The following is a 17,667-nucleotide window of genomic DNA, read 5'->3' on the forward strand; positions in this document are numbered from 1 at the left end:
TAAAAGCAACGTCTATCAGTGTTCGAACATCGCAGAGATAGATTCTTCGTTGCTGATACGACGAATGGCTTCTGCCAGCATACCGGACAGGGTCAGGGTACGGACGTTTGGCAGGGCTTTGATTTCGTCAGACAGCGGAATGGTATCGCACACAATCACTTCGTCGATCACCGAGTTGCGCAGGTTGTGCACCGCGTTGCCGGAGAAGATCGGGTGAGTGGCATAAGCGAATACGCGTTTAGCACCGCGTTCTTTCAGCGCTTCTGCTGCTTTGCACAGCGTACCGCCGGTATCGATCATGTCGTCAACCAGTACGCAATCACGGCCGGACACGTCACCGATGATATGCATAACCTGGGAAACGTTAGCGCGCGGACGACGCTTGTCGATGATAGCCATATCGGTATCGTTCAGCAGCTTAGCGATAGCACGGGCACGTACCACGCCGCCGATGTCCGGGGAAACCACGATTGGGTTTTCCAGGCCGATTTGCAGCATATCTTCCAGCAGAATTGGGCTACCGAAGACGTTGTCTACCGGGACGTCAAAGAAGCCCTGGATTTGTTCAGCGTGCAGGTCCACGGTGAGAACACGGTCAACCCCTACGCTTGAGAGGAAGTCAGCAACGACTTTCGCAGTGATGGGTACACGAGCGGAGCGCACGCGGCGATCCTGACGAGCGTAGCCAAAGTAAGGGATAACAGCGGTGATACGACCTGCAGATGCGCGGCGCAGGGCATCAACCATAACAACCAATTCCATCAGGTTGTCGTTCGTTGGGGCACAGGTGGACTGGATGATGAAAATATCACCACCGCGTACATTTTCGTTGATTTGTACGCTTACTTCACCGTCGCTAAAGCGACCGACGGCGGCGTCACCAAGGGAGGTGTACAGGCGGTTGGCAATACGTTGTGCTAGTTCCGGGGTGGCGTTACCAGCAAAAAGCTTCATATCAGGCACGAGAAGAACCTCAGGCATGCGTCCAGTGGCGGATGGTTGCTACCGCATTATGTGCGGGCGGGGTAGCCCCCATCCAGGCGGTGTATTAAAGAGCACGATGCAACGTCTGAAACGAGGTGACGTTGTCACCAATGCCCAGCTTGCCCGGATATGGCCTGATGCAGCGGAGATCTATTAACGCCTCGCGCAACAAACCCATGCAGCCATTCCGGGGCTTGCTCAAGCACCTGCCGGGCGGCCTGCTCGGTGTTAAATTCAGCAAACACACAAGCGCCGGTGCCGGTCAGGCGCGACGGCGCGTATTCTAACAGCCAGGAAAGCGCGGCATCAACCTCGCGAAAACGTTTTCTTGCGATAACCTCACAATCGTTGACAAATTCACATTTTAGCAACGTCGTAATTGACCTGACCGGGGTTTCGCGCGGGAGGTCAGGATCGCCAAAAATGATCGGCGTTGGAATACTGACGCCCGGATGGGCAACCAGGTACCATTTTTCTTCAGGTTCAACCGGCGTCAGGATTTCACCGACGCCTTCAGCAAAGGCGGCGTGGCCCCTGACAAAGACCGGTACATCGGCACCAAGACGAATGCCCAGTGAGGCAAGTTCGTCTTCGCTACAGCCGGTTTGCCAGAGATGATTCAGCGCCACCAGCACGGTTGCCGCGTTGGAAGAACCACCGCCCAGTCCACCGCCCATCGGCAGCCGTTTCTCAACGCCGAGATCCGCCCCTGCGCCCGCGGGCAGGGTGCCTTTTTCCGCCGCGTATTCCACCAGCATCCGGGCGGCGCGTACAATCAGGTTTTCTTCATCAGGCACGCCTGAAATGGGCGTCACCAGTCGAATCACGCCGTCGTGACGCGGTTCGAGGGTGAGCGTATCGCCATAATCGAGAAACTGAAACAGCGTCTGCAGATTGTGATAGCCGTCGGCACGGCGGCCGGTGATGTACAGAAACAGGTTAAGTTTTGCGGGAGCAGGCCAGCGCGAAATCATTATTTCACCGTCCAGCTGTCCATTTTCAGCTTGATGCGCTGGTCGCCTTCGCGCAGTTCCATATTGGAAGGCAGGGAAGGTTGGGTTTTGCTGTCGTAATCGCTGTACACCACTTTCCAGGTTTTGCCGCCCTGGGTGTAGTTTACTTCGCGCAGGCGGTACTGATCGTCCAGCTTGTAGTCCGTGGAGTCGCCCGGCAGGCCGAGCATCCACTGGCGAAGGCTGTTCAGCGGAATAGGCATCCCGGTCAGCTTGCCGATCATCTCTTCCGCATCTGTGGCGGTGTAGCGTTTGCCGTCGCGGTCGGTTAGCTGAACCCGATCCGGCTGAGCGTTAAGCTCGAGTTCGGTGCTGCCGAGCGGGTTGGTCAGCAGCAGGCGGTAGCGGTCCGGCGCGGTTTGCTGCCAGTTAAAGCGGGCATATACCTTTTGGCTATCGGAGAGATAAGCAAAAGCGCCACGCGTTTGATACTGGGTGATTTTTCGCACTTGTTGCTGGTGTTCTAACCACTGCGGCGAGTCAGGACTCTTGCCCGGACCACTCGGCTGGGTGACAGAACAGGCGGCCAGGACGAGGCTGGCAAGGGGCAGAAGGCGCATCAGGCGGGCTTTTGGCATCAACATAGCGGCAGCAAATCCTTAAATTCATTTTTGTGGTCAACCGTTCATGCTAGCGGGCAGGCGGCAGGGCGTCTACGGGCATGTTGTCTTAAATCATAAATCATCCACTTACTCCACAAGGGGAAGCTCTCTTTTATTGATTCGGCTCATCCTGTATGATGCGACCAGAAATCCTTATCAACATCGGTATTACTCAGACCGCTCCATGACCCTGTTAGCGTTAGGAATTAACCACAAAACCGCGCCGGTATCGCTGCGAGAACGTGTAACGTTTTCGCCAGACACGCTCGACCAGGCGTTGGGTAGTTTGCTGGAACAGCCTATGGTTCAGGGCGGAGTAGTGTTGTCGACCTGCAACAGAACCGAGTTATATCTGAGCGTTGAGCAACAGGAAAACCTGCACGAAGGGCTGGTGCGCTGGCTGTGTGATTACCACAATCTCAACGAAGAGGAAGTGCGTAAAAGCCTGTACTGGCACCACGATAACGACGCCGTCAGCCATCTGATGCGCGTGGCGAGCGGCCTGGATTCACTGGTGCTGGGCGAGCCGCAGATCCTCGGGCAGGTGAAAAAAGCCTTTGCCGACTCCCAAAAAGGCCACTCGCTTTCCAGCGAGCTGGAGCGCATGTTCCAGAAGTCCTTCTCCGTTGCCAAGCGCGTGCGCACCGAAACCGACATTGGCGCCAGCGCCGTTTCCGTTGCTTTTGCCGCCTGTACGCTTGCGCGGCAAATCTTTGAATCTCTTTCCTCGGTTACCGTCCTGCTGGTCGGCGCCGGGGAGACCATCGAACTGGTTGCCCGCCATTTGCGCGAGCATAAAGTTGAGAAAATGATTATCGCCAACCGTACCCGAGAACGCGCCCAGGTGCTGGCCGATGAGGTCGGCGCGGAAGTGATTAGCCTGAGTGAAATCGACGGGCGTCTGGCGGATGCCGATATCATCATCAGTTCTACCGCCAGCCCGCTGCCTATCATCGGCAAAGGCATGATGGAACGCGCGCTTAAAGCCCGCCGGAATCAGCCGATGCTGCTGGTGGACATCGCCGTACCGCGTGACGTTGAACCCGAAGTCGGTAAGCTGGCGAACGCCTACCTTTACAGCGTGGACGACCTGCAGGCCATTATTCAGAGCAACCTCGCGCAGCGCAAAGCGGCGGCGGTTGAGGCTGAAACTATCGTGGCGCAGGAATGCAGTGAATTTATGGCCTGGCTGCGCGCGCAAAGCGCCTCCGAGACCATTCGTGAATACCGTAGTCAGGCAGAACAGGTGAGAGACGACCTGGCTGCCAAAGCGCTGGCCGCCCTGCAGCAGGGCGGCGACGCGGAATCCGTACTGCAGGATCTGGCCTGGAAACTGACCAATCGCCTGATTCATGCCCCAACCAAATCGCTCACGCAGGCTGCCCGTGACGGGGACGACGAACGCCTGCAAATCCTGCGTAACAGCCTCGGGCTGGATTAGCACACACAACTCTTATTACAAGGTGAACCACCGCCCATGAAGCCTTCTATTGTTGCCAAACTGGAAGCCTTGCAGGAGCGCCATGAAGAAGTTCAGGCCCTGCTTGGCGATGCCTCGACTATTGCCGATCAGGACCGCTTTCGCGCCCTGTCTCGTGAATATGCCCAGTTAAGCGATGTATCGCGCTGTTTCCTGCAATGGCGTCAGGTACAGGAAGACATTGAAACCGCAGAGAGCATGCTCGGCGACCCTGAAATGCGCGAAATGGCGCAGGAAGAGTTGGCTGAAGCTAAAGCCAGCAGCGAAGAGCTGGAGCAGCAGCTTCAGGTACTGCTGCTGCCAAAAGATCCCGACGATGAACGCAATGCGTTTGTCGAAGTTCGCGCCGGCACCGGCGGGGACGAAGCCGCGCTGTTTGCCGGCGATCTGTTCCGCATGTACAGCCGCTATGCTGAAGCCCGCCGCTGGCGCGTTGAAATCATCAGCGCCAACGAAGGCGAGCACGGCGGTTTCAAAGAAGTGATCGCTAAAATTAGCGGCGAGGGCGTCTATGGCCGCCTGAAATTTGAGTCCGGTGGCCATCGCGTACAGCGTGTTCCGGCCACGGAATCCCAGGGGCGGATTCATACTTCCGCGTGTACCGTGGCGGTGATGCCGGAAATTCCAGAGGCGGAACTGCCGGACATTAACCCGGCGGACCTGCGCATCGATACCTTCCGTTCCTCAGGCGCCGGTGGGCAGCACGTTAACACCACCGACTCCGCAATCCGTATTACCCACTTGCCGACCGGCATTGTGGTGGAGTGCCAGGACGAACGTTCTCAGCATAAAAACAAAGCCAAAGCGCTTTCCGTGCTGGGCGCGCGAATTCGTGCTGCTGAAGTCGCCAAACGTCAGCAGGAAGAAGCTTCCACTCGCCGTAACCTGCTGGGCTCCGGCGACCGTTCCGATCGCAACCGTACCTACAACTTCCCGCAGGGTCGCGTGACCGACCACCGCATCAACCTGACCCTTTACCGTTTGGATGAAGTGATGGAAGGGAAAATCGACGCCCTGATCGAGCCGATTGTGCAGGAGTTCCAGGCCGATCAGCTCGCGGCGCTGTCCGAGCAGGATTAATGGAGTTTCAGTCATGGCTTCGCCAGGCCGTTCAGCGTCTGGCGCATAGCGAAAGCCCAAAGCGGGATGCGGAGATTTTACTGGGGTTTGTCACCGGCAAATCCCGCACGTTTATCCTCGCTTTTGGTGAAACGATTCTCACGCCAGCCCAGCAAGCCGAGCTTAATGAACTTCTGGCCCGTCGGGAGCGCGGGGAGCCGGTTGCACACCTGGTGGGCGAACGTGAGTTCTGGTCGCTGCCGCTGCGCGTTTCTGCGGTGACGCTGATTCCTCGCCCCGATACTGAATGCCTCGTCGAACATGCGTTAACCAGGCTGCCGGACTCACCGTGTGCAATTTTGGATCTTGGCACCGGGACGGGCGCTATTGCTCTGGCGCTGGCCAGCGAACGTCCTGACTGCGATGTCACCGCGCTGGACGTGGTGCCAGAGGCGGTGGCGCTGGCGAAAGCGAACGCAGAAAACCTGGGCATAACCAATGTCAGGGTGCTGCAAAGTCACTGGTTTAACGCCCTCAATGCTCAGCGCTTTGTGCTGATTGTCAGTAATCCACCGTATATCGACGAAGCCGATCCGCACCTCAGTGAAGGTGACGTTCGCTTTGAACCGAAAAGCGCGCTGGTAGCGGAGAATCATGGCCTGGCCGATTTAGAAACCCTGGTTAACGATTCACGCCGTTTTCTTGAACCCGGCGGCTGGCTGGTGCTGGAGCATGGCTGGACGCAGGGCGAAAGCGTGCGGCGTTTGCTGGGGGACGCCGGTTTTACCGAGGTTGCAACCTACAAAGATTATGGCGATAACGATCGCCTGACGTCAGGACGCTATCTTTGACTCAATAAGGAACAGACATTTTGGCGACTTATTTCTCACTTAAATATCTGCATATTTTCACCGTCGTTATTTCAATCAGCCTGTTTGTTTTACGCTACTGGTGGCAATATCGCGGGTCTGTGATGTCCGGCAAGCGCTGGGTGCGCATCGTTCCGCACGTTAATGATACGTTATTATTGATCAGCGGTTTTGCGCTGGTTATGGTTACGCATTTCTATCCTTTTACGCCGCAGGGAACGTGGCTGACTGAAAAGCTGTTTGGCGTTATCATCTATATCGCTTTAGGTTTTATCGCGCTGGGAAAACGCCCGCGCAGCCAGCAGGTTCGTTGGTTTGCTTTTCTGCTGGGGCTGGTGGTGCTCTACATCATCATAAAACTCGCCACCACTAAAATACCGATATTGGGGTAAGTATGAAGTCGTTAGCCGATTTCGAATTTAATCAGGCGCCGCTTTGTGAGGGCATGATTCTGGTTTCGCAGCTGATTCGGGATGATTTCCCGACTGCAGAAGTTAAAGCCCAGCTCGGGGAGCTGGTGAACCTGGCAAAAGAAGAGATTTGTCTGGGGGCGCATCCCGACCTGCAGCTGGAAAAACTGCTGGAACTCTTTTACGGCGAATGGGGCTTTAAGGACTCAGGCGGCGTGTATCGCCTGTCCGACGCCCTGTGGCTGGATAACGTTTTAAAAAGTCGTCAGGGGAGCGCGGTTTCCCTTGGGGCAATTTTACTGTGGCTTGCCGAGCAGCTTGATATTCCGCTGATGCCGGTGATCTTCCCCACGCAGCTTATTCTGCGCGCCGACTGGATGGACGGCGAAATGTGGCTTATCAATCCGTTTAACGGCGATACGCTGGATGAACACACGCTGGAAGTCTGGATTAAAGGCAATATTAACCCGACGGCGGAGCTGTTCGACGAAGATCTGGACGAGTCGGACAACGCGGAGGTGATCCGCAAGCTGCTGGATACGCTCAAATCCGCGCTGATGGAGGAGCGGCAGATGGAGATGGCGCTGCGCGCCAGCGAAGTGCTGCTGCAGTTTAATCCGGAAGATCCGTACGAAATTCGCGACCGCGGCCTGATTTATGCGCAGCTGGACTGCGAGCACGTAGCGCTCAACGACTTGAGCTATTTTGTTGAGCAGTGCCCGGAAGATCCGATTAGCGAAATGATCAAGGCGCAAATCAATTCGATTGCGCACAAGCAGATTACCCTGCATTAAGTTCACACCTGATAAGGCGAACATATGAAACAAAAAGTGGTTAACATTGGCGATATCAATGTCGCAAACGACCTGCCGTTTATGCTGTTTGGCGGCATGAACGTGCTGGAGTCCCGCGATCTGGCGATGCGTATCTGCGAACACTACGTGACCGTGACCCAAAAACTGGGTATCCCGTACGTGTTCAAAGCCTCTTTTGATAAAGCTAACCGTTCATCCATTCACTCCTACCGCGGCCCGGGCCTGGAAGAAGGCATGAAGATTTTCCAGGAGCTGAAGCAGACCTTCGGCGTGAAAATCATCACCGACGTGCATGAAGCTCACCAGGCTCAGCCTGTGGCTGATGTGGTTGACGTGATTCAGCTGCCCGCATTCCTGGCTCGCCAGACCGACCTGGTTGAAGCCATGGCCAAAACCGGTGCCGTCATCAACGTGAAGAAACCACAGTTTGTTAGCCCAGGCCAAATGGGCAACATCGTGGATAAATTCGCCGAAGGCGGCAACGACAAAATCATCCTGTGCGATCGCGGCACGCAGTTCGGCTACGACAACCTGGTTGTCGACATGCTGGGCTTCAGCGTGATGAAGCAGGTCTCTAACGGCGCGCCGGTCATTTTCGATGTCACCCACGCGCTGCAATGCCGTGACCCGTTTGGTGCTGCGTCAAGTGGTCGTCGTGCTCAGGTAACGGAACTGGCTCGCGCCGGCATGGCGACTGGCCTGGCAGGCCTGTTTATTGAAGCGCACCCGGATCCGGATAACGCGCGCTGCGACGGCCCATCCGCGCTGCCGCTGGCGAAGCTGGAAGCTTTCCTGACCCAGATTAAAGCGATTGACGATCTGGTGAAGAACTTCGAGCCGCTGGATACCAGCAAATAACTGCTGCAAAAAAAGAAAACCCGCCTCGGCGGGTTTTTTTATCGTTGTTTCGCTCTTGAGGGAGGCAGCGAAATGCGTCTGTCGTGGCCTGATGCCCTCACTCGGACCGGAAGGCGCGCAAACACCAAAGACTGCCCTTACAGGCAGTCTTACCGTTTATTCAGGCAAAGATTGTCATCAGGTAGGCGGCAAACAGCGCCAGGTGCGCGGTGCCGTTAAGCACGTTGGTGCGGCCGGTGGAGAACGAAATCTGACACAGGACCAGCGCCGCCATCATCACCACCATCTGCGGCATGCCGAGGGAGAAAATCAGGTCGTTGCCGGTGAACCAGGCAATCAGCGTCACCGCCGGTACGGTCAGGGAAATGGTGGCGAGCACGGAACCGAAGAACAGGTTCATAGCGCGCTGTACCTGGTTGCTCAGCACCGCTTTTAACGCGCCCAAACCTTCCGGAGACAGAATCAGCAAGGCGACCAGGAAGCCGGTGAACTGGGCCGGAGCGTCCATCGCATCCAGAAGATGCTCCAGCGGATTAGCGTTCATCTTGGTGACGGCTATTACCGCAATCAGGTGGACGATAAGCCAGGCCGTATGCCAGGCCGAACTGTGTGCGGACGGCTTACCGTGATGCGGGTCATCGCTGTCGCCTTCATCTTCGTGCTCGTAAACAAACAGACTCTGGTGCGTTTTTGTCTGAATCAGCAAGAATACGCCGTACATGGCGGCAGAAATCAGCGCCACAAGCAGGGACTGACCCAGCGAGAAATTACCGCCCGGCAGCGCCATCGGGAACACCAGCACGATCACTGCCAGCGGGAAGAGGGCGATCAGGTACTGTTTAATCCCAAACAGGTTCATGTACTGCGTGGCAAATTTGCGGCCGCCCATCAGCAGGGAGAAGCCCACAAGGCCGCCGGTCACAATCATGATGATGGAATAGAGCGTGTCGCGCATCAGCGTCGGGGCAGCATCTCCGGTGGCCATCAGCGCGGAAATCAGACTAACTTCAAGAATAACGACCGACAGGCTCAAAATCAGTGAGCCGTAGGGTTCACCCAGACGGTGCGCCAGCACGTCCGCGTGGCGAACAACGCTAAAGGCACTGCCCAGAATGGCGACCAGCGCCAAGATATTGATGCCGACAACCACCGGCAGGGACTGGCTTGACCCCCATATCGCCAGTACCGCCAGTGCCAGTACCGGGAAAATGAGAGAACTCTCCTTGTGGCGGGTTTTTACCGCCTCATGTTGTGTTTTTGTCATTCAACTTCTCCATCTCTGCAGGCGATAACCTGTTTTGATCATTATAGTCAGGTTTTTGAAGTCATATAAACTAGCAAAAAACCGTTACTTTTAGTTAAAAATTTACTTATTTTTACGGCATTTATTTAAATTTAAGTCTGGGGCACCAAAACGGCGTGTATTCTTTATTTAATTTAAATAAAACATATCGATATGAATTTAATTCAATCAAATAACCGTTGTTTTTTACGGCGTTTGTTCCGGGTATTGGCATGAAAATCACAACCTGAGCGCGAAATCAGTATGTTAGAGATAGAGTAACGGGCGAGTACATTGTTTACAAAAAGAAGTGTTATGAAAATTAACCCTCCATTATGTGTGACTAATTTAGTGACGACAGGGTAACACACATCAGTCTGGCAAGAAAAAATGACAATTTATCTGTTTTGTGATCGCTATCATGCTTGCCAGCGCGCGGTGAATTGCTTATGGTCTTGATATATTGCTCTATTAGTAGGCAAAAGTTGTCAATAAATGCCGGGAAGGCGCAGCGTGTGCAGTCGCACGGAAGCAAGCAGTGGCGGAGGTATATCGTGTTAACGCGTGATTTCTTAATGAAAGCGGATTGTAAGACGGCTTTTGGTGCCATTGAGGAATCGTTACTGTGGTCCCCTGAGCAGCGTTCGGCATCTCTGGCCGCCACGCTCGCTTGTCGCCCAGACCAAAGTCCTGTATGGCTCTTTGGTTACGGTTCACTGATGTGGAACCCGGCTTTTGAATTTGAAGAGTCAGCCCCAGGCATGCTGGTGGGCTGGCATCGTGCATTTTGCCTGCGGTTGACGGCGGGGCGCGGAACCGCCTGCCGCCCCGGACGTATGCTCGCGCTCAAAGAGGGCGGCAGAACAACCGGGCTGGCTTACCGGCTGCCGGAGGCAGGCCTGGAGGACGAGCTAACGCTGGTCTGGAAGCGGGAGATGATCACCGGCTGTTATTTGCCAACCTGGTGCAAACTCGAGCTGGATGATGGACGGACTGTCAACGCGCTGGTGTTCATCATGGACCCGCGTCACCCGCTTTATGAGGCGGATACCCGGGCTGAAACTATCGCGCCGCTGATCGCTTCTGCCAGTGGTCCGCTGGGCACCAATGCGCAGTATCTTTTCTCTCTCGAGCAGGAAATGAAAAAGCACGGGATGAAGGATGACCGTATGTCTGAACTGGCAAACCAGGTGCGAGCCTGGCTGAACGGGCGTGAGGATGAAAGCGGACTGCAGCCTGGTTTCGCATAAAACGAAGGCCACCTTAGGGTGGCCTCAATTTTTTATGCTGGAACAAAACTGATGGAGTGCTCCAGCGACTGCGAGTGGCTGTCAATCAGCACCTTCCAGGTTCCGCTGTAGGGCACGGCAATATAGGCCGACTGGCGATTTTGCACGCTTAGCACGTCGGCCTCCGGGCTACCTCGCTTGTCTGAGTCGCACATCAAATGGATATGACAGTTATTCGAACAGCGAACCACTACGGTATCGCCACCAAAAAGTGTTAGACTGGCTTTTACTACAGGCATTTTTCACTCCACTTCCGCATCAAACATGGCCCGTTGGTCCCCCAAAGGTGTTCTCCTGGTACGTGATGTTGTTCACAAATCACTCATGGCATCACACCAGAGCCTGGCGTTGTAAATGCTGATGCTGATCAAAAAATGCCGCAACGATTAAACAATAATCACAATGTTCCTGAAACCTTTCAGCTGACGGGCGTTTCGTTGGCAAACGCCCGCCGGCGCATCATTAAATACGGAAATGTCCCGCGGTTTCCGCTAACTCTCCCGCCTGACTTTGCAAGGCACCCGCCGCCGCCGCGGATTCCACCACCAGCTCAGCGTTTTGCTGCACCATATTGTCCAGATGGGTGACCGCGTGGTTAATCTCCTGAATGCCTTTCATCTGTTCGTCGGTCGAAAGGGTTATCTCGCGCATGATGACCAAAACGCTGCCGACGCTTCGTTCAATGTCGTCCATCGCCTCACCGGCCTGACGTACGTAAAGCGACCCATCGGCAACGCTTGCGGTGGTGGAGTCGATCAGGCTCTTGATCTCCTTCGCCGCCTGTGCGCTGCGGCTGGCGAGGTTGCGCACTTCGCCAGCGACTACGGCAAATCCCCGGCCTTGTTCACCGGCCCGGGCGGCCTCAACGGCGGCATTTAGCGCCAGGATGTTGGTCTGGAAAGCGATGCTGTCAATGACGCCAGTAATATCGCCAATCTTGCCGGAGGCCAGCTCAATGGCCTGCATGGTGGTAATGACCTTCGATACCACTTCGCCCCCGCGTTCGGCGGCCTCACCGGCGCTGTGGGCCTGAGCGTTGGCCTGGGTGGCTGAGGCCGTTGAGTTGGCGACGGAGGCGGTGATCTGCTCTACGGCGCTGGCTGTTTCTCGCAGGCTGGATGCCGCCTTCTCCGTGCGGGCAGAAAGTTCCTGATTCCCTGCGGCAATCTCGTTGGCGGCAACTTTTACCGAGGCACTGGAATCCCTGAGCTGGGTCATCACCACGCCCAGCTTGTCGCTGAAGGCGTTAAAGGCGTGAGCTATCTCCGTCACTTCATCGTGACCCGTTTCCGGTAATCGCTGCGACAGATCGTTTGTGCCGTTGCTGATGGCGCGCATCCCGTCGCGAATCGTCCCGAGGCGGCTCATCACCTTACTAATCAGCAGATGCACAATCGCGCCAGAAATTAGCACCAACACCAGCAGGGCGATGGCGGATGCCTTCAGTAATGCACGCATCCCGGAAGTGGCATCATGCTCGTCGAGGGCCACGACCAGATACCAGTGCGTACCGGCAATCGGCGTAGCCATCAGCTGCTTATTTTCTCCGCCGATGATACCGTCGGAACGATGCGTATCGCCGAGCAACCGGGCTAAGTCGGCCTGTTGAACGGCATCAGAAAAGGCCTTCAGCGTGAGCGCGGGGTCCTGACCAGCAATCAACGTTCCATCACTATTGATCAACAGCCCGCTGCTGGCGGGCGTAGGATGAATGCTGCGCACGTTAGCCACCACACTGTCCATCGCCACATCTCCGGCGACGACGGCTTTAAGACTGCCATTCTGTTTAATGGGCACGGCAAAAGTCACGACCAGTTTCCCGGTACCGGCATCCACATAAGGGACGGTGACGACGGGGGCGTCGTCTTTCACCACCTGCTGATACCACGGGCGTCCGGTTGGGTCGAAGTCGGCCGGGACTCCCGTCGGGTCAGAGAATTTTGCGGTTTTATTCGCATAGCCTACGTAGATATTGGTAAAACCGCCGGCTTTGGCCAGTTGAGTAAAGATCGGGATGGGATCTTCGCTTAGCGCGGCGCTTTCCAGAGAGCTGACGATTGCCATTTTACCGCTGACCCAGTCGCCGATAGCGACGGAATGGCTCAGGCTGGTGCTGGTAAGCGTGTCGGTGATGGCACGTTGGTTATCGTGGCTGGTGACGGCGTAGTTAATGAAGGTGTTGAGACATAAAGCTGAGACCAGGCAAATTGCCGTGACTAAAAGAAGACGTGTACGAAGAGATCTAACCATAATTATTATCCTGCTGCTGTGTTGTCCTAAGCAAAATATCGGCAACAGCTGCAGGTAACTTGATGGCGCGGGAGAGGGTATAAGCAAATAATATTCCCGCGCCGAAATAATTAGAAGGTGAGGATTTTGTCCGACGCTAAAGTCCATTCGGCAAGCTCAACGAGCGTCCCGATGGCGACGCCTTCAATGAGCGGCAGGCTGGTGATCCCGCGCCCGTCGGTACAGGTTTTACAGAGCTTCACCGGCACGCCCTGCGCGGTGAGAATCTCGAGCATCTGCTGAATGTTGTATCCCTCCGCTGGCTTTTGACCGCGCAGGCCAGCGGTAACCGCATCGGACATCAGGAACAGTCTTACCTCTGGCTGTGGCTCCTGGTCGCGCAGGGCGATGGCCAGCCGTAAACTGTTAAAAAGCGATTCGCTGCCGTAAGCCGCCCCGTTGGCAATAATGACTATCTTCTGCATGGGTTTCTCCTTGATGATAACGCTGAGCGTAAGAAGCAGTGTATCGTCCTGAGTTATCTCCGGGTATGATTTATGCCCGTAAAAGCAGGATTAATCCTGGAGTCGTACACGTATGCGACCCGAGCAGGTTAAGAGCAAAACCAGTGTGTTATCATTAATCGATGCCTAGATTTGCCATTCCGCTTTTAACCTTGTGTTGTTTGCTCCCTCGTCCGGGAGGGGCAATGAGTACCTCAAACAACGTTGTTCCCGCGGCCCAAAATTCTTTCTCTTCTCCCGCTGATGACTTGCCGAACATGGGGCTTTCACCTGAAACCGATGCCGCTGCGCGCCGGATTGCCGCAATGGCGAAGAAGTTTGGCGAAGACAGCATGGTGGATAACGGGCTGGACACCGGCGAGCAGGCGCGACTGTTCGCTTTTACCAGCCTGAGAGATTTACTGGCCGACAAAGTGACCGATGAGACCCAGGCTTTGCTTTCCCCCTGGGGCAAAGCCAGCGTCAACTTACGGGTGGATGAGCACGGGAGCTGGAAGGGCAGCAATGGCGCGCTTTTCACGCCCTGGCAGGACAATAGCCGCTATCTGACCTGGAGCCAGCTCGGCTTCAGCCAGCAAAAAAATGGCACCACCGGTAACCTCGGGCTGGGGCAGCGCTGGGTGGCCGGAAGCTGGCTGCTGGGCTACAACTCCTTCTACGATAACCAGCTGACAACGCAGCGCCAGCGGGCGGGATTTGGCGCCGAAGCCTGGGGCGAATACCTGCGGCTTTCGGCCAATTATTACCAGCCGCTGAACGGCTGGCGCGGGCAAACCGAAACGCTTGAGCAGCGCCTGGCCCGGGGCTATGACGTCACGGCGCAGGCCTGGCTGCCGTTTTATCGGCATATTTTTACCAGTCTTAGCTTCGAGCAATACTTTGGTGACAACGTCACGCTCTTCGACAGCGATAGCGGGTACCGAAATCCTGTCGCGGTGACGATGGGCATCAACTACACGCCCGTGCCGCTGATTACGTTCACGGCCCAGCATAAGCAGGGTGAAAGCGGCGTCGCGCAGGAAAACCTGGGACTCAAGCTGAATTATCGTTTCGGCGTGCCGCTGCAGAAGCAGCTCTCGGCGGACGAAGTAGCCGCGACCAGCTCTCTGCGCGGCAGCCGCTACGATAGCGTTGAGCGCGAGTCCGTCCCGGTAATACAGTTCCGCCAGCGTAAAACGCTGTCGGTATTCCTGGCGACGCCGCCGTGGCAGCTGCAGCCGGGAGAAACGGTTTTGCTTAAGCTGCAGGTTAAAGCGACGCACGGCATCCGGCGGCTGGTATGGCAAGGGGATTCTCAGGCGCTCAGCCTGACACCGCCGACACAGCCGCTCAGCGTCGACGGCTGGAGTCTTATTTTGCCTGCGTGGCAGGCAGGTGCCGCAAATGAATATCGCCTGTCGGTCACCGTGGAAGATGAAAAGGGGCAGCGCGTCACGTCGAATGAGATTGTGCTCAAACCCGCGGCGCCGTTGCTGATTGCCCCCGAAAGCGATCCACGCTATGACTTGCTGCCGGGGGAGTAACCGGCGCTAAAAAATACGATCCTGGTGAACCCAAACGGCCGCTTCCACCCGGGACTTGAGCTTCATTTTTTTCAGCAGGTGTTTGACGTGCACCTTCACCGTGCTTTCGGTGATATCCAGGCGACGGGCGATCATCTTGTTAGGCAGGCCCTGAGCGATCAGCTTCAGGATATCGCGTTCCCGGGGCGTAAGCTGATTAATGTCGCGGTCGGAAGTGGCGCGGTTGGCGCGCAGGCTTGCGGCTAATACTGGCGTCAGCGCTTCGCTGAGAACCATTTCCCCCGCCGCGGCCTGCTGCAGGGCTTTGAGCAAGTCTTCCGGCTCCATGTCTTTCAGTAAATAGCCATCCGCGCCGCGCTTAAGGGCGGTGACCACGTCTTCCTCATGATTCGAAACGGTAAACACCACAATGCGGCCTGACAGCGCTTTTTCGCGCAGGCAGTCGAGCGTTTCCAGCCCGTTCATGCCGGGCATGTTGAGGTCGAGCAGAATCAGGTCTGGATCGAGCGCTTCGGCAAGCTGCACGCCCTGTTCGCCGCTGCCGGCCTCGCCGACGACGGCCAGCTCTGGCGCCATGCTGATCAGCTGCTTAACGCCGGTACGCATCATGGGATGATCGTCTATCAGCAAAATGGTTGCTGCTTCCTGATGACTCATTCTTCGCTCCTTGTTACGGAAGAAAGCGGTGCTTCGGGGATAAAATTAACGACCACTTCGGTGCCGCCGCAGGGGCGGGGGCGAACCTGGCAGTCACCCTGCAAGGTTTGAGCGCGGTCGCGCATGATAATAAGGCCGTAATGATTGCTGCGCTCGCCGCTGCCGGAAATACCGCGCCCGTTGTCCCACACCGCAAGGCGAACCTGATTTCCGTGGCGAGTGACGCTAATACCGCAGGCGCTCGCTGACGCATGTTTCAAGCTGTTGTTCAGCGCCTCTCGCGCAATCTGCACGAGATGGATAGCCTGGTGGGAGGGGACCAGGCGCGGCGGGAGCTGGTAGTCCAGCGTCACCGGGAAGCCCAGTTTGTCGCTGAACTCCTGGCAACTGGCCTCGAGCGCCGGGCGTAAGCCAGGCTCCGTGAGCTTAAGGCGGAAGGTGGTGAGCAGCTCACGCAGCTGCCGCCATGAGGTATTTAACTCGCCGCGAATTTGCTCCAGTAGCGTCCGGCTCTCCTCCGGCAGCGCTTTGCCCTGCATTTGCAGGCAGCTGACCTGCATCTTCATACAGGAAAGCGACTGGGCAATGGAGTCATGCAATTCCCTGGCAATGGCCGATCGCTCCTCCATCACCACTAACTGCTGCTGGTGCTCATACTGGCGCTCCATGGCGAGCGTGGCGGTGAGCTGCTCCATCAGCGTGGCGATAAGCTGCTGCTGGTCTTCTGTCAGCGTTCTGCCCAACGGAAGCTGGGCCAGCACCAGGCCGTAGTGAAGATGATTATCGGTGAGACGCCATTTCAGCGTGGTGGTGTCCTGCGGCAGCGCTGCGCCGGCATCCGGACACAGCTGGCAGCCCCGGGCATCGCAGTGCGCGTCCGGCTGGAACGTGTATTCCTGATAATTCTCTTCATCTTCGTACTCGTACACCCGCAGCACGATGCCCAGCAGCGGGGTTAAAACCTGGAGTTCGCTCAGTACGGGGGAAATACGCTGGCACAGCGGCGCCTGCGCATGCAGCCGGCGGTTCGCCTCATAGAGGAAGGTGAGCATCTGGTTTTTTAGCTCCAGCCCGGCGGTTTTCTCCCTGACGCGCCGCTCGAGCACGGCGTAGCTTTGCGCCAGCTCGCAGGACATGCTGTTGAGCGCGCTGCCAAGCGTGGCCATTTCGTCGCGCCCCCGGACATTCACGCGCTGGGTGAAGTCCCGCTGGCCAATGGCCGTGGCCATCGCCAGCAGCTGACGCCACGGACGGAGTAATCTTTTGCGTAACCAAATCAGGGTAAAGACGATCAATAGTCCGAGTAACACCGCCATACCCTGCTGCAGCAAAATGACGTGATGCAGACGCATCTCGGTGGTGCGGTCGAAGGAGCTGACCAGTTCATCAATGCTGGCGACAAAATGGGCGACGGCGGGTTTTACCTGCTGAGGCGTTTGGGCAGCAATGAGCGCAGGTTCAAGCGTGATGCGCCAGTAATCCTGTAGCTGCCGAAGCCTGGCCTGCTGCCCGTCGCGCTCGGCGGCAAGGCGGAGATCGTCGCTCCAGGTGGTCTGCTCCATTTCTCGCAGCAATACCTTGTCCTGCTCCGTCAGCGGTATGGCCGCCAGCAGACGGTAGCTCTGCATGCGCATGGAGCCCGTTTTGTTGATCGCGTGGGCATTGCCCGAAATCCCCTGGGCCAGCCAGCCGGCCATCGCCATTCCCGCCACGCTTAAAATCGCCAGCAGCATGACAACCAGCGCGAGCTGATTGACCAGCGAAAGCGGAGAAAGCAGGCGTTTTAGCATTGGCGTACGGGCTCCTGAAACGGGGAAGATGACGAGTGGCGCTATTTTCGGCCAACACCTGGAGTATACCCATACCCCCTAAGGATTACCCCTAAATTGTCAAAGGTGGCAGAACGTTGGGATCGGTCGGCAGCAAGTCCCGCAGGGGTGTGAAAAATCACGTTATTTTTTTACAGGAAGATTACTCACAAAGAATGAGGGGGCATTTTTTCCCGCCGGAGAGATAGATTATCCCTTGATTTACATCAACTAATCTCGACGCAGGAACCCTAAGGTTGCGGCA

General features: G+C 56.4%; 17 protein-coding genes. 8 read left to right on the plus strand and 9 right to left on the minus strand.

Annotated features, from left to right (window positions below; genetic code table 11):
- Positions 1–15: 15 nt before the first annotated feature.
- The 3 genes from prs to lolB all read right to left on the minus strand — a co-directional run bounded on the left by prs (position 16) and on the right by lolB (position 2,581).
- A complete protein-coding gene (gene prs, locus F3J29_RS04845; RefSeq protein ID WP_008454180.1) occupies positions 16–963 on the minus strand; it encodes a ribose-phosphate diphosphokinase in 948 nt (315 codons plus the stop codon).
- Positions 964–1,088: 125 nt separating this feature from the next.
- On the minus strand, positions 1,089–1,955 hold the full coding sequence (ispE, locus tag F3J29_RS04850) for a 4-(cytidine 5'-diphospho)-2-C-methyl-D-erythritol kinase (protein WP_166864963.1): 867 nt from the start codon (positions 1,953–1,955) through the stop codon (positions 1,089–1,091).
- A gap of 2 nt (positions 1,956–1,957) precedes the next feature.
- Entirely contained in the window at positions 1,958–2,581 is a 624-nt protein-coding gene (gene lolB / locus F3J29_RS04855; protein WP_166863452.1) for a lipoprotein insertase outer membrane protein LolB, read from the minus strand.
- Positions 2,582–2,783: 202 nt separating this feature from the next.
- Here lolB and hemA point away from each other — a divergent pair, with 202 nt between their 5' ends.
- Genes hemA through kdsA form a run of 6 tightly spaced genes read left to right on the plus strand, consistent with a single transcriptional unit; the run spans position 2,784 to position 8,090 of the window.
- Positions 2,784–4,040, plus strand: a complete 1,257-nt coding sequence (gene hemA / locus F3J29_RS04860; RefSeq protein ID WP_166863454.1) for a glutamyl-tRNA reductase — start codon at positions 2,784–2,786, stop codon at positions 4,038–4,040.
- A gap of 36 nt (positions 4,041–4,076) precedes the next feature.
- A complete protein-coding gene (gene prfA / locus F3J29_RS04865) occupies positions 4,077–5,159 on the plus strand; it encodes a peptide chain release factor 1 (RefSeq protein ID WP_166863456.1) in 1,083 nt (360 codons plus the stop codon).
- The gene (prmC, locus tag F3J29_RS04870; protein ID WP_166863458.1) at positions 5,159–5,989 is read left to right on the plus strand and encodes a peptide chain release factor N(5)-glutamine methyltransferase; all 831 of its coding nucleotides are present in this window, start codon (positions 5,159–5,161) and stop codon (positions 5,987–5,989) included. Before prfA ends, prmC begins: the two co-directional genes overlap by 1 nt.
- Before the next feature lie 20 nt (positions 5,990–6,009).
- Positions 6,010–6,399, plus strand: coding sequence for a SirB2 family protein (locus F3J29_RS04875; protein WP_008454190.1), 390 nt, complete (start codon positions 6,010–6,012; stop codon positions 6,397–6,399).
- 2 nt (positions 6,400–6,401) lie between these two features.
- The gene (gene sirB1, locus F3J29_RS04880) at positions 6,402–7,211 is read left to right on the plus strand and encodes an invasion regulator SirB1 (protein ID WP_166863460.1); all 810 of its coding nucleotides are present in this window, start codon (positions 6,402–6,404) and stop codon (positions 7,209–7,211) included.
- A 24-nt stretch (positions 7,212–7,235) separates the two neighbouring features.
- Positions 7,236–8,090 (plus strand): 3-deoxy-8-phosphooctulonate synthase, encoded by an 855-nt coding sequence (gene kdsA, locus F3J29_RS04885; RefSeq protein WP_166863463.1) that lies wholly within the window; start codon positions 7,236–7,238, stop codon positions 8,088–8,090.
- Between the two features lie 160 nt (positions 8,091–8,250).
- On the opposite strand, the gene chaA is transcribed toward kdsA, so the two are convergent.
- Positions 8,251–9,354 (minus strand): sodium-potassium/proton antiporter ChaA, encoded by a 1,104-nt coding sequence (gene chaA, locus F3J29_RS04890; RefSeq protein WP_166863464.1) that lies wholly within the window; start codon positions 9,352–9,354, stop codon positions 8,251–8,253.
- A gap of 572 nt (positions 9,355–9,926) precedes the next feature.
- On the opposite strand from chaA, the gene F3J29_RS04895 reads away from it, so the two are divergent.
- A complete protein-coding gene (locus F3J29_RS04895) occupies positions 9,927–10,622 on the plus strand; it encodes a gamma-glutamylcyclotransferase (RefSeq protein ID WP_166863466.1) in 696 nt (231 codons plus the stop codon).
- Between the two features lie 32 nt (positions 10,623–10,654).
- On the opposite strand, the gene F3J29_RS04900 is transcribed toward F3J29_RS04895, so the two are convergent.
- From F3J29_RS04900 to F3J29_RS04910, 3 genes are all read right to left on the minus strand, one after another.
- Complete coding sequence (locus tag F3J29_RS04900) at positions 10,655–10,900, minus strand: DUF1883 domain-containing protein (protein WP_166863468.1); 246 nt, start codon at positions 10,898–10,900, stop codon at positions 10,655–10,657.
- A 223-nt stretch (positions 10,901–11,123) separates the two neighbouring features.
- On the minus strand, positions 11,124–12,911 hold the full coding sequence (locus F3J29_RS04905) for a methyl-accepting chemotaxis protein (protein WP_166863471.1): 1,788 nt from the start codon (positions 12,909–12,911) through the stop codon (positions 11,124–11,126).
- Positions 12,912–13,021: 110 nt separating this feature from the next.
- Positions 13,022–13,375, minus strand: coding sequence for a DsrE/DsrF/TusD sulfur relay family protein (locus F3J29_RS04910; protein ID WP_166863473.1), 354 nt, complete (start codon positions 13,373–13,375; stop codon positions 13,022–13,024).
- A gap of 161 nt (positions 13,376–13,536) precedes the next feature.
- On the opposite strand from F3J29_RS04910, the gene F3J29_RS04915 reads away from it, so the two are divergent.
- Positions 13,537–14,937 carry a YchO/YchP family invasin gene (locus F3J29_RS04915; RefSeq protein ID WP_166863475.1) on the plus strand — a complete coding sequence of 467 codons (1,401 nt, stop codon included), beginning with the start codon at positions 13,537–13,539 and terminating at the stop codon, positions 14,935–14,937.
- A gap of 6 nt (positions 14,938–14,943) precedes the next feature.
- On the opposite strand, the gene narL is transcribed toward F3J29_RS04915, so the two are convergent.
- Entirely contained in the window at positions 14,944–15,594 is a 651-nt protein-coding gene (gene narL, locus F3J29_RS04920) for a two-component system response regulator NarL (protein WP_166863477.1), read from the minus strand.
- A complete protein-coding gene (gene narX, locus F3J29_RS04925; RefSeq protein ID WP_166863479.1) occupies positions 15,591–17,384 on the minus strand; it encodes a nitrate/nitrite two-component system sensor histidine kinase NarX in 1,794 nt (597 codons plus the stop codon). The genes narL and narX overlap by 4 nt, the downstream gene beginning before the upstream one ends.
- Positions 17,385–17,667 lie beyond the last annotated feature (283 nt).

This window comes from Enterobacter sp. Cy-643, from assembly GCF_011752815.1.
GTDB lineage: Bacteria > Pseudomonadota > Gammaproteobacteria > Enterobacterales > Enterobacteriaceae > Cedecea.

What these genes read in the sequence shown, in the direction of transcription:
- hemA (WP_166863454.1), top strand. Translation starts at nt 2,784, where the DNA reads ATGACCCTGTTAGCGTTAGGAATTAACCACAAAACCGCGCCGGTATCG.
- prfA (WP_166863456.1), top strand. Translation starts at nt 4,077, where the DNA reads ATGAAGCCTTCTATTGTTGCCAAACTGGAAGCCTTGCAGGAGCGCCAT.
- F3J29_RS04910 (WP_166863473.1), bottom strand. Translation starts at nt 13,375, where the DNA reads ATGCAGAAGATAGTCATTATTGCCAACGGGGCGGCTTACGGCAGCGAA.
- chaA (WP_166863464.1), bottom strand. Translation starts at nt 9,354, where the DNA reads ATGACAAAAACACAACATGAGGCGGTAAAAACCCGCCACAAGGAGAGT.
- lolB (WP_166863452.1), bottom strand. Translation starts at nt 2,581, where the DNA reads ATGTTGATGCCAAAAGCCCGCCTGATGCGCCTTCTGCCCCTTGCCAGC.
- narL (WP_166863477.1), bottom strand. Translation starts at nt 15,594, where the DNA reads ATGAGTCATCAGGAAGCAGCAACCATTTTGCTGATAGACGATCATCCC.
- prmC (WP_166863458.1), top strand. Translation starts at nt 5,159, where the DNA reads ATGGAGTTTCAGTCATGGCTTCGCCAGGCCGTTCAGCGTCTGGCGCAT.
- F3J29_RS04915 (WP_166863475.1), top strand. Translation starts at nt 13,537, where the DNA reads ATGCCTAGATTTGCCATTCCGCTTTTAACCTTGTGTTGTTTGCTCCCT.
- kdsA (WP_166863463.1), top strand. Translation starts at nt 7,236, where the DNA reads ATGAAACAAAAAGTGGTTAACATTGGCGATATCAATGTCGCAAACGAC.
- narX (WP_166863479.1), bottom strand. Translation starts at nt 17,384, where the DNA reads ATGCTAAAACGCCTGCTTTCTCCGCTTTCGCTGGTCAATCAGCTCGCG.
- F3J29_RS04905 (WP_166863471.1), bottom strand. Translation starts at nt 12,911, where the DNA reads ATGGTTAGATCTCTTCGTACACGTCTTCTTTTAGTCACGGCAATTTGC.
- sirB1 (WP_166863460.1), top strand. Translation starts at nt 6,402, where the DNA reads ATGAAGTCGTTAGCCGATTTCGAATTTAATCAGGCGCCGCTTTGTGAG.
- F3J29_RS04900 (WP_166863468.1), bottom strand. Translation starts at nt 10,900, where the DNA reads ATGCCTGTAGTAAAAGCCAGTCTAACACTTTTTGGTGGCGATACCGTA.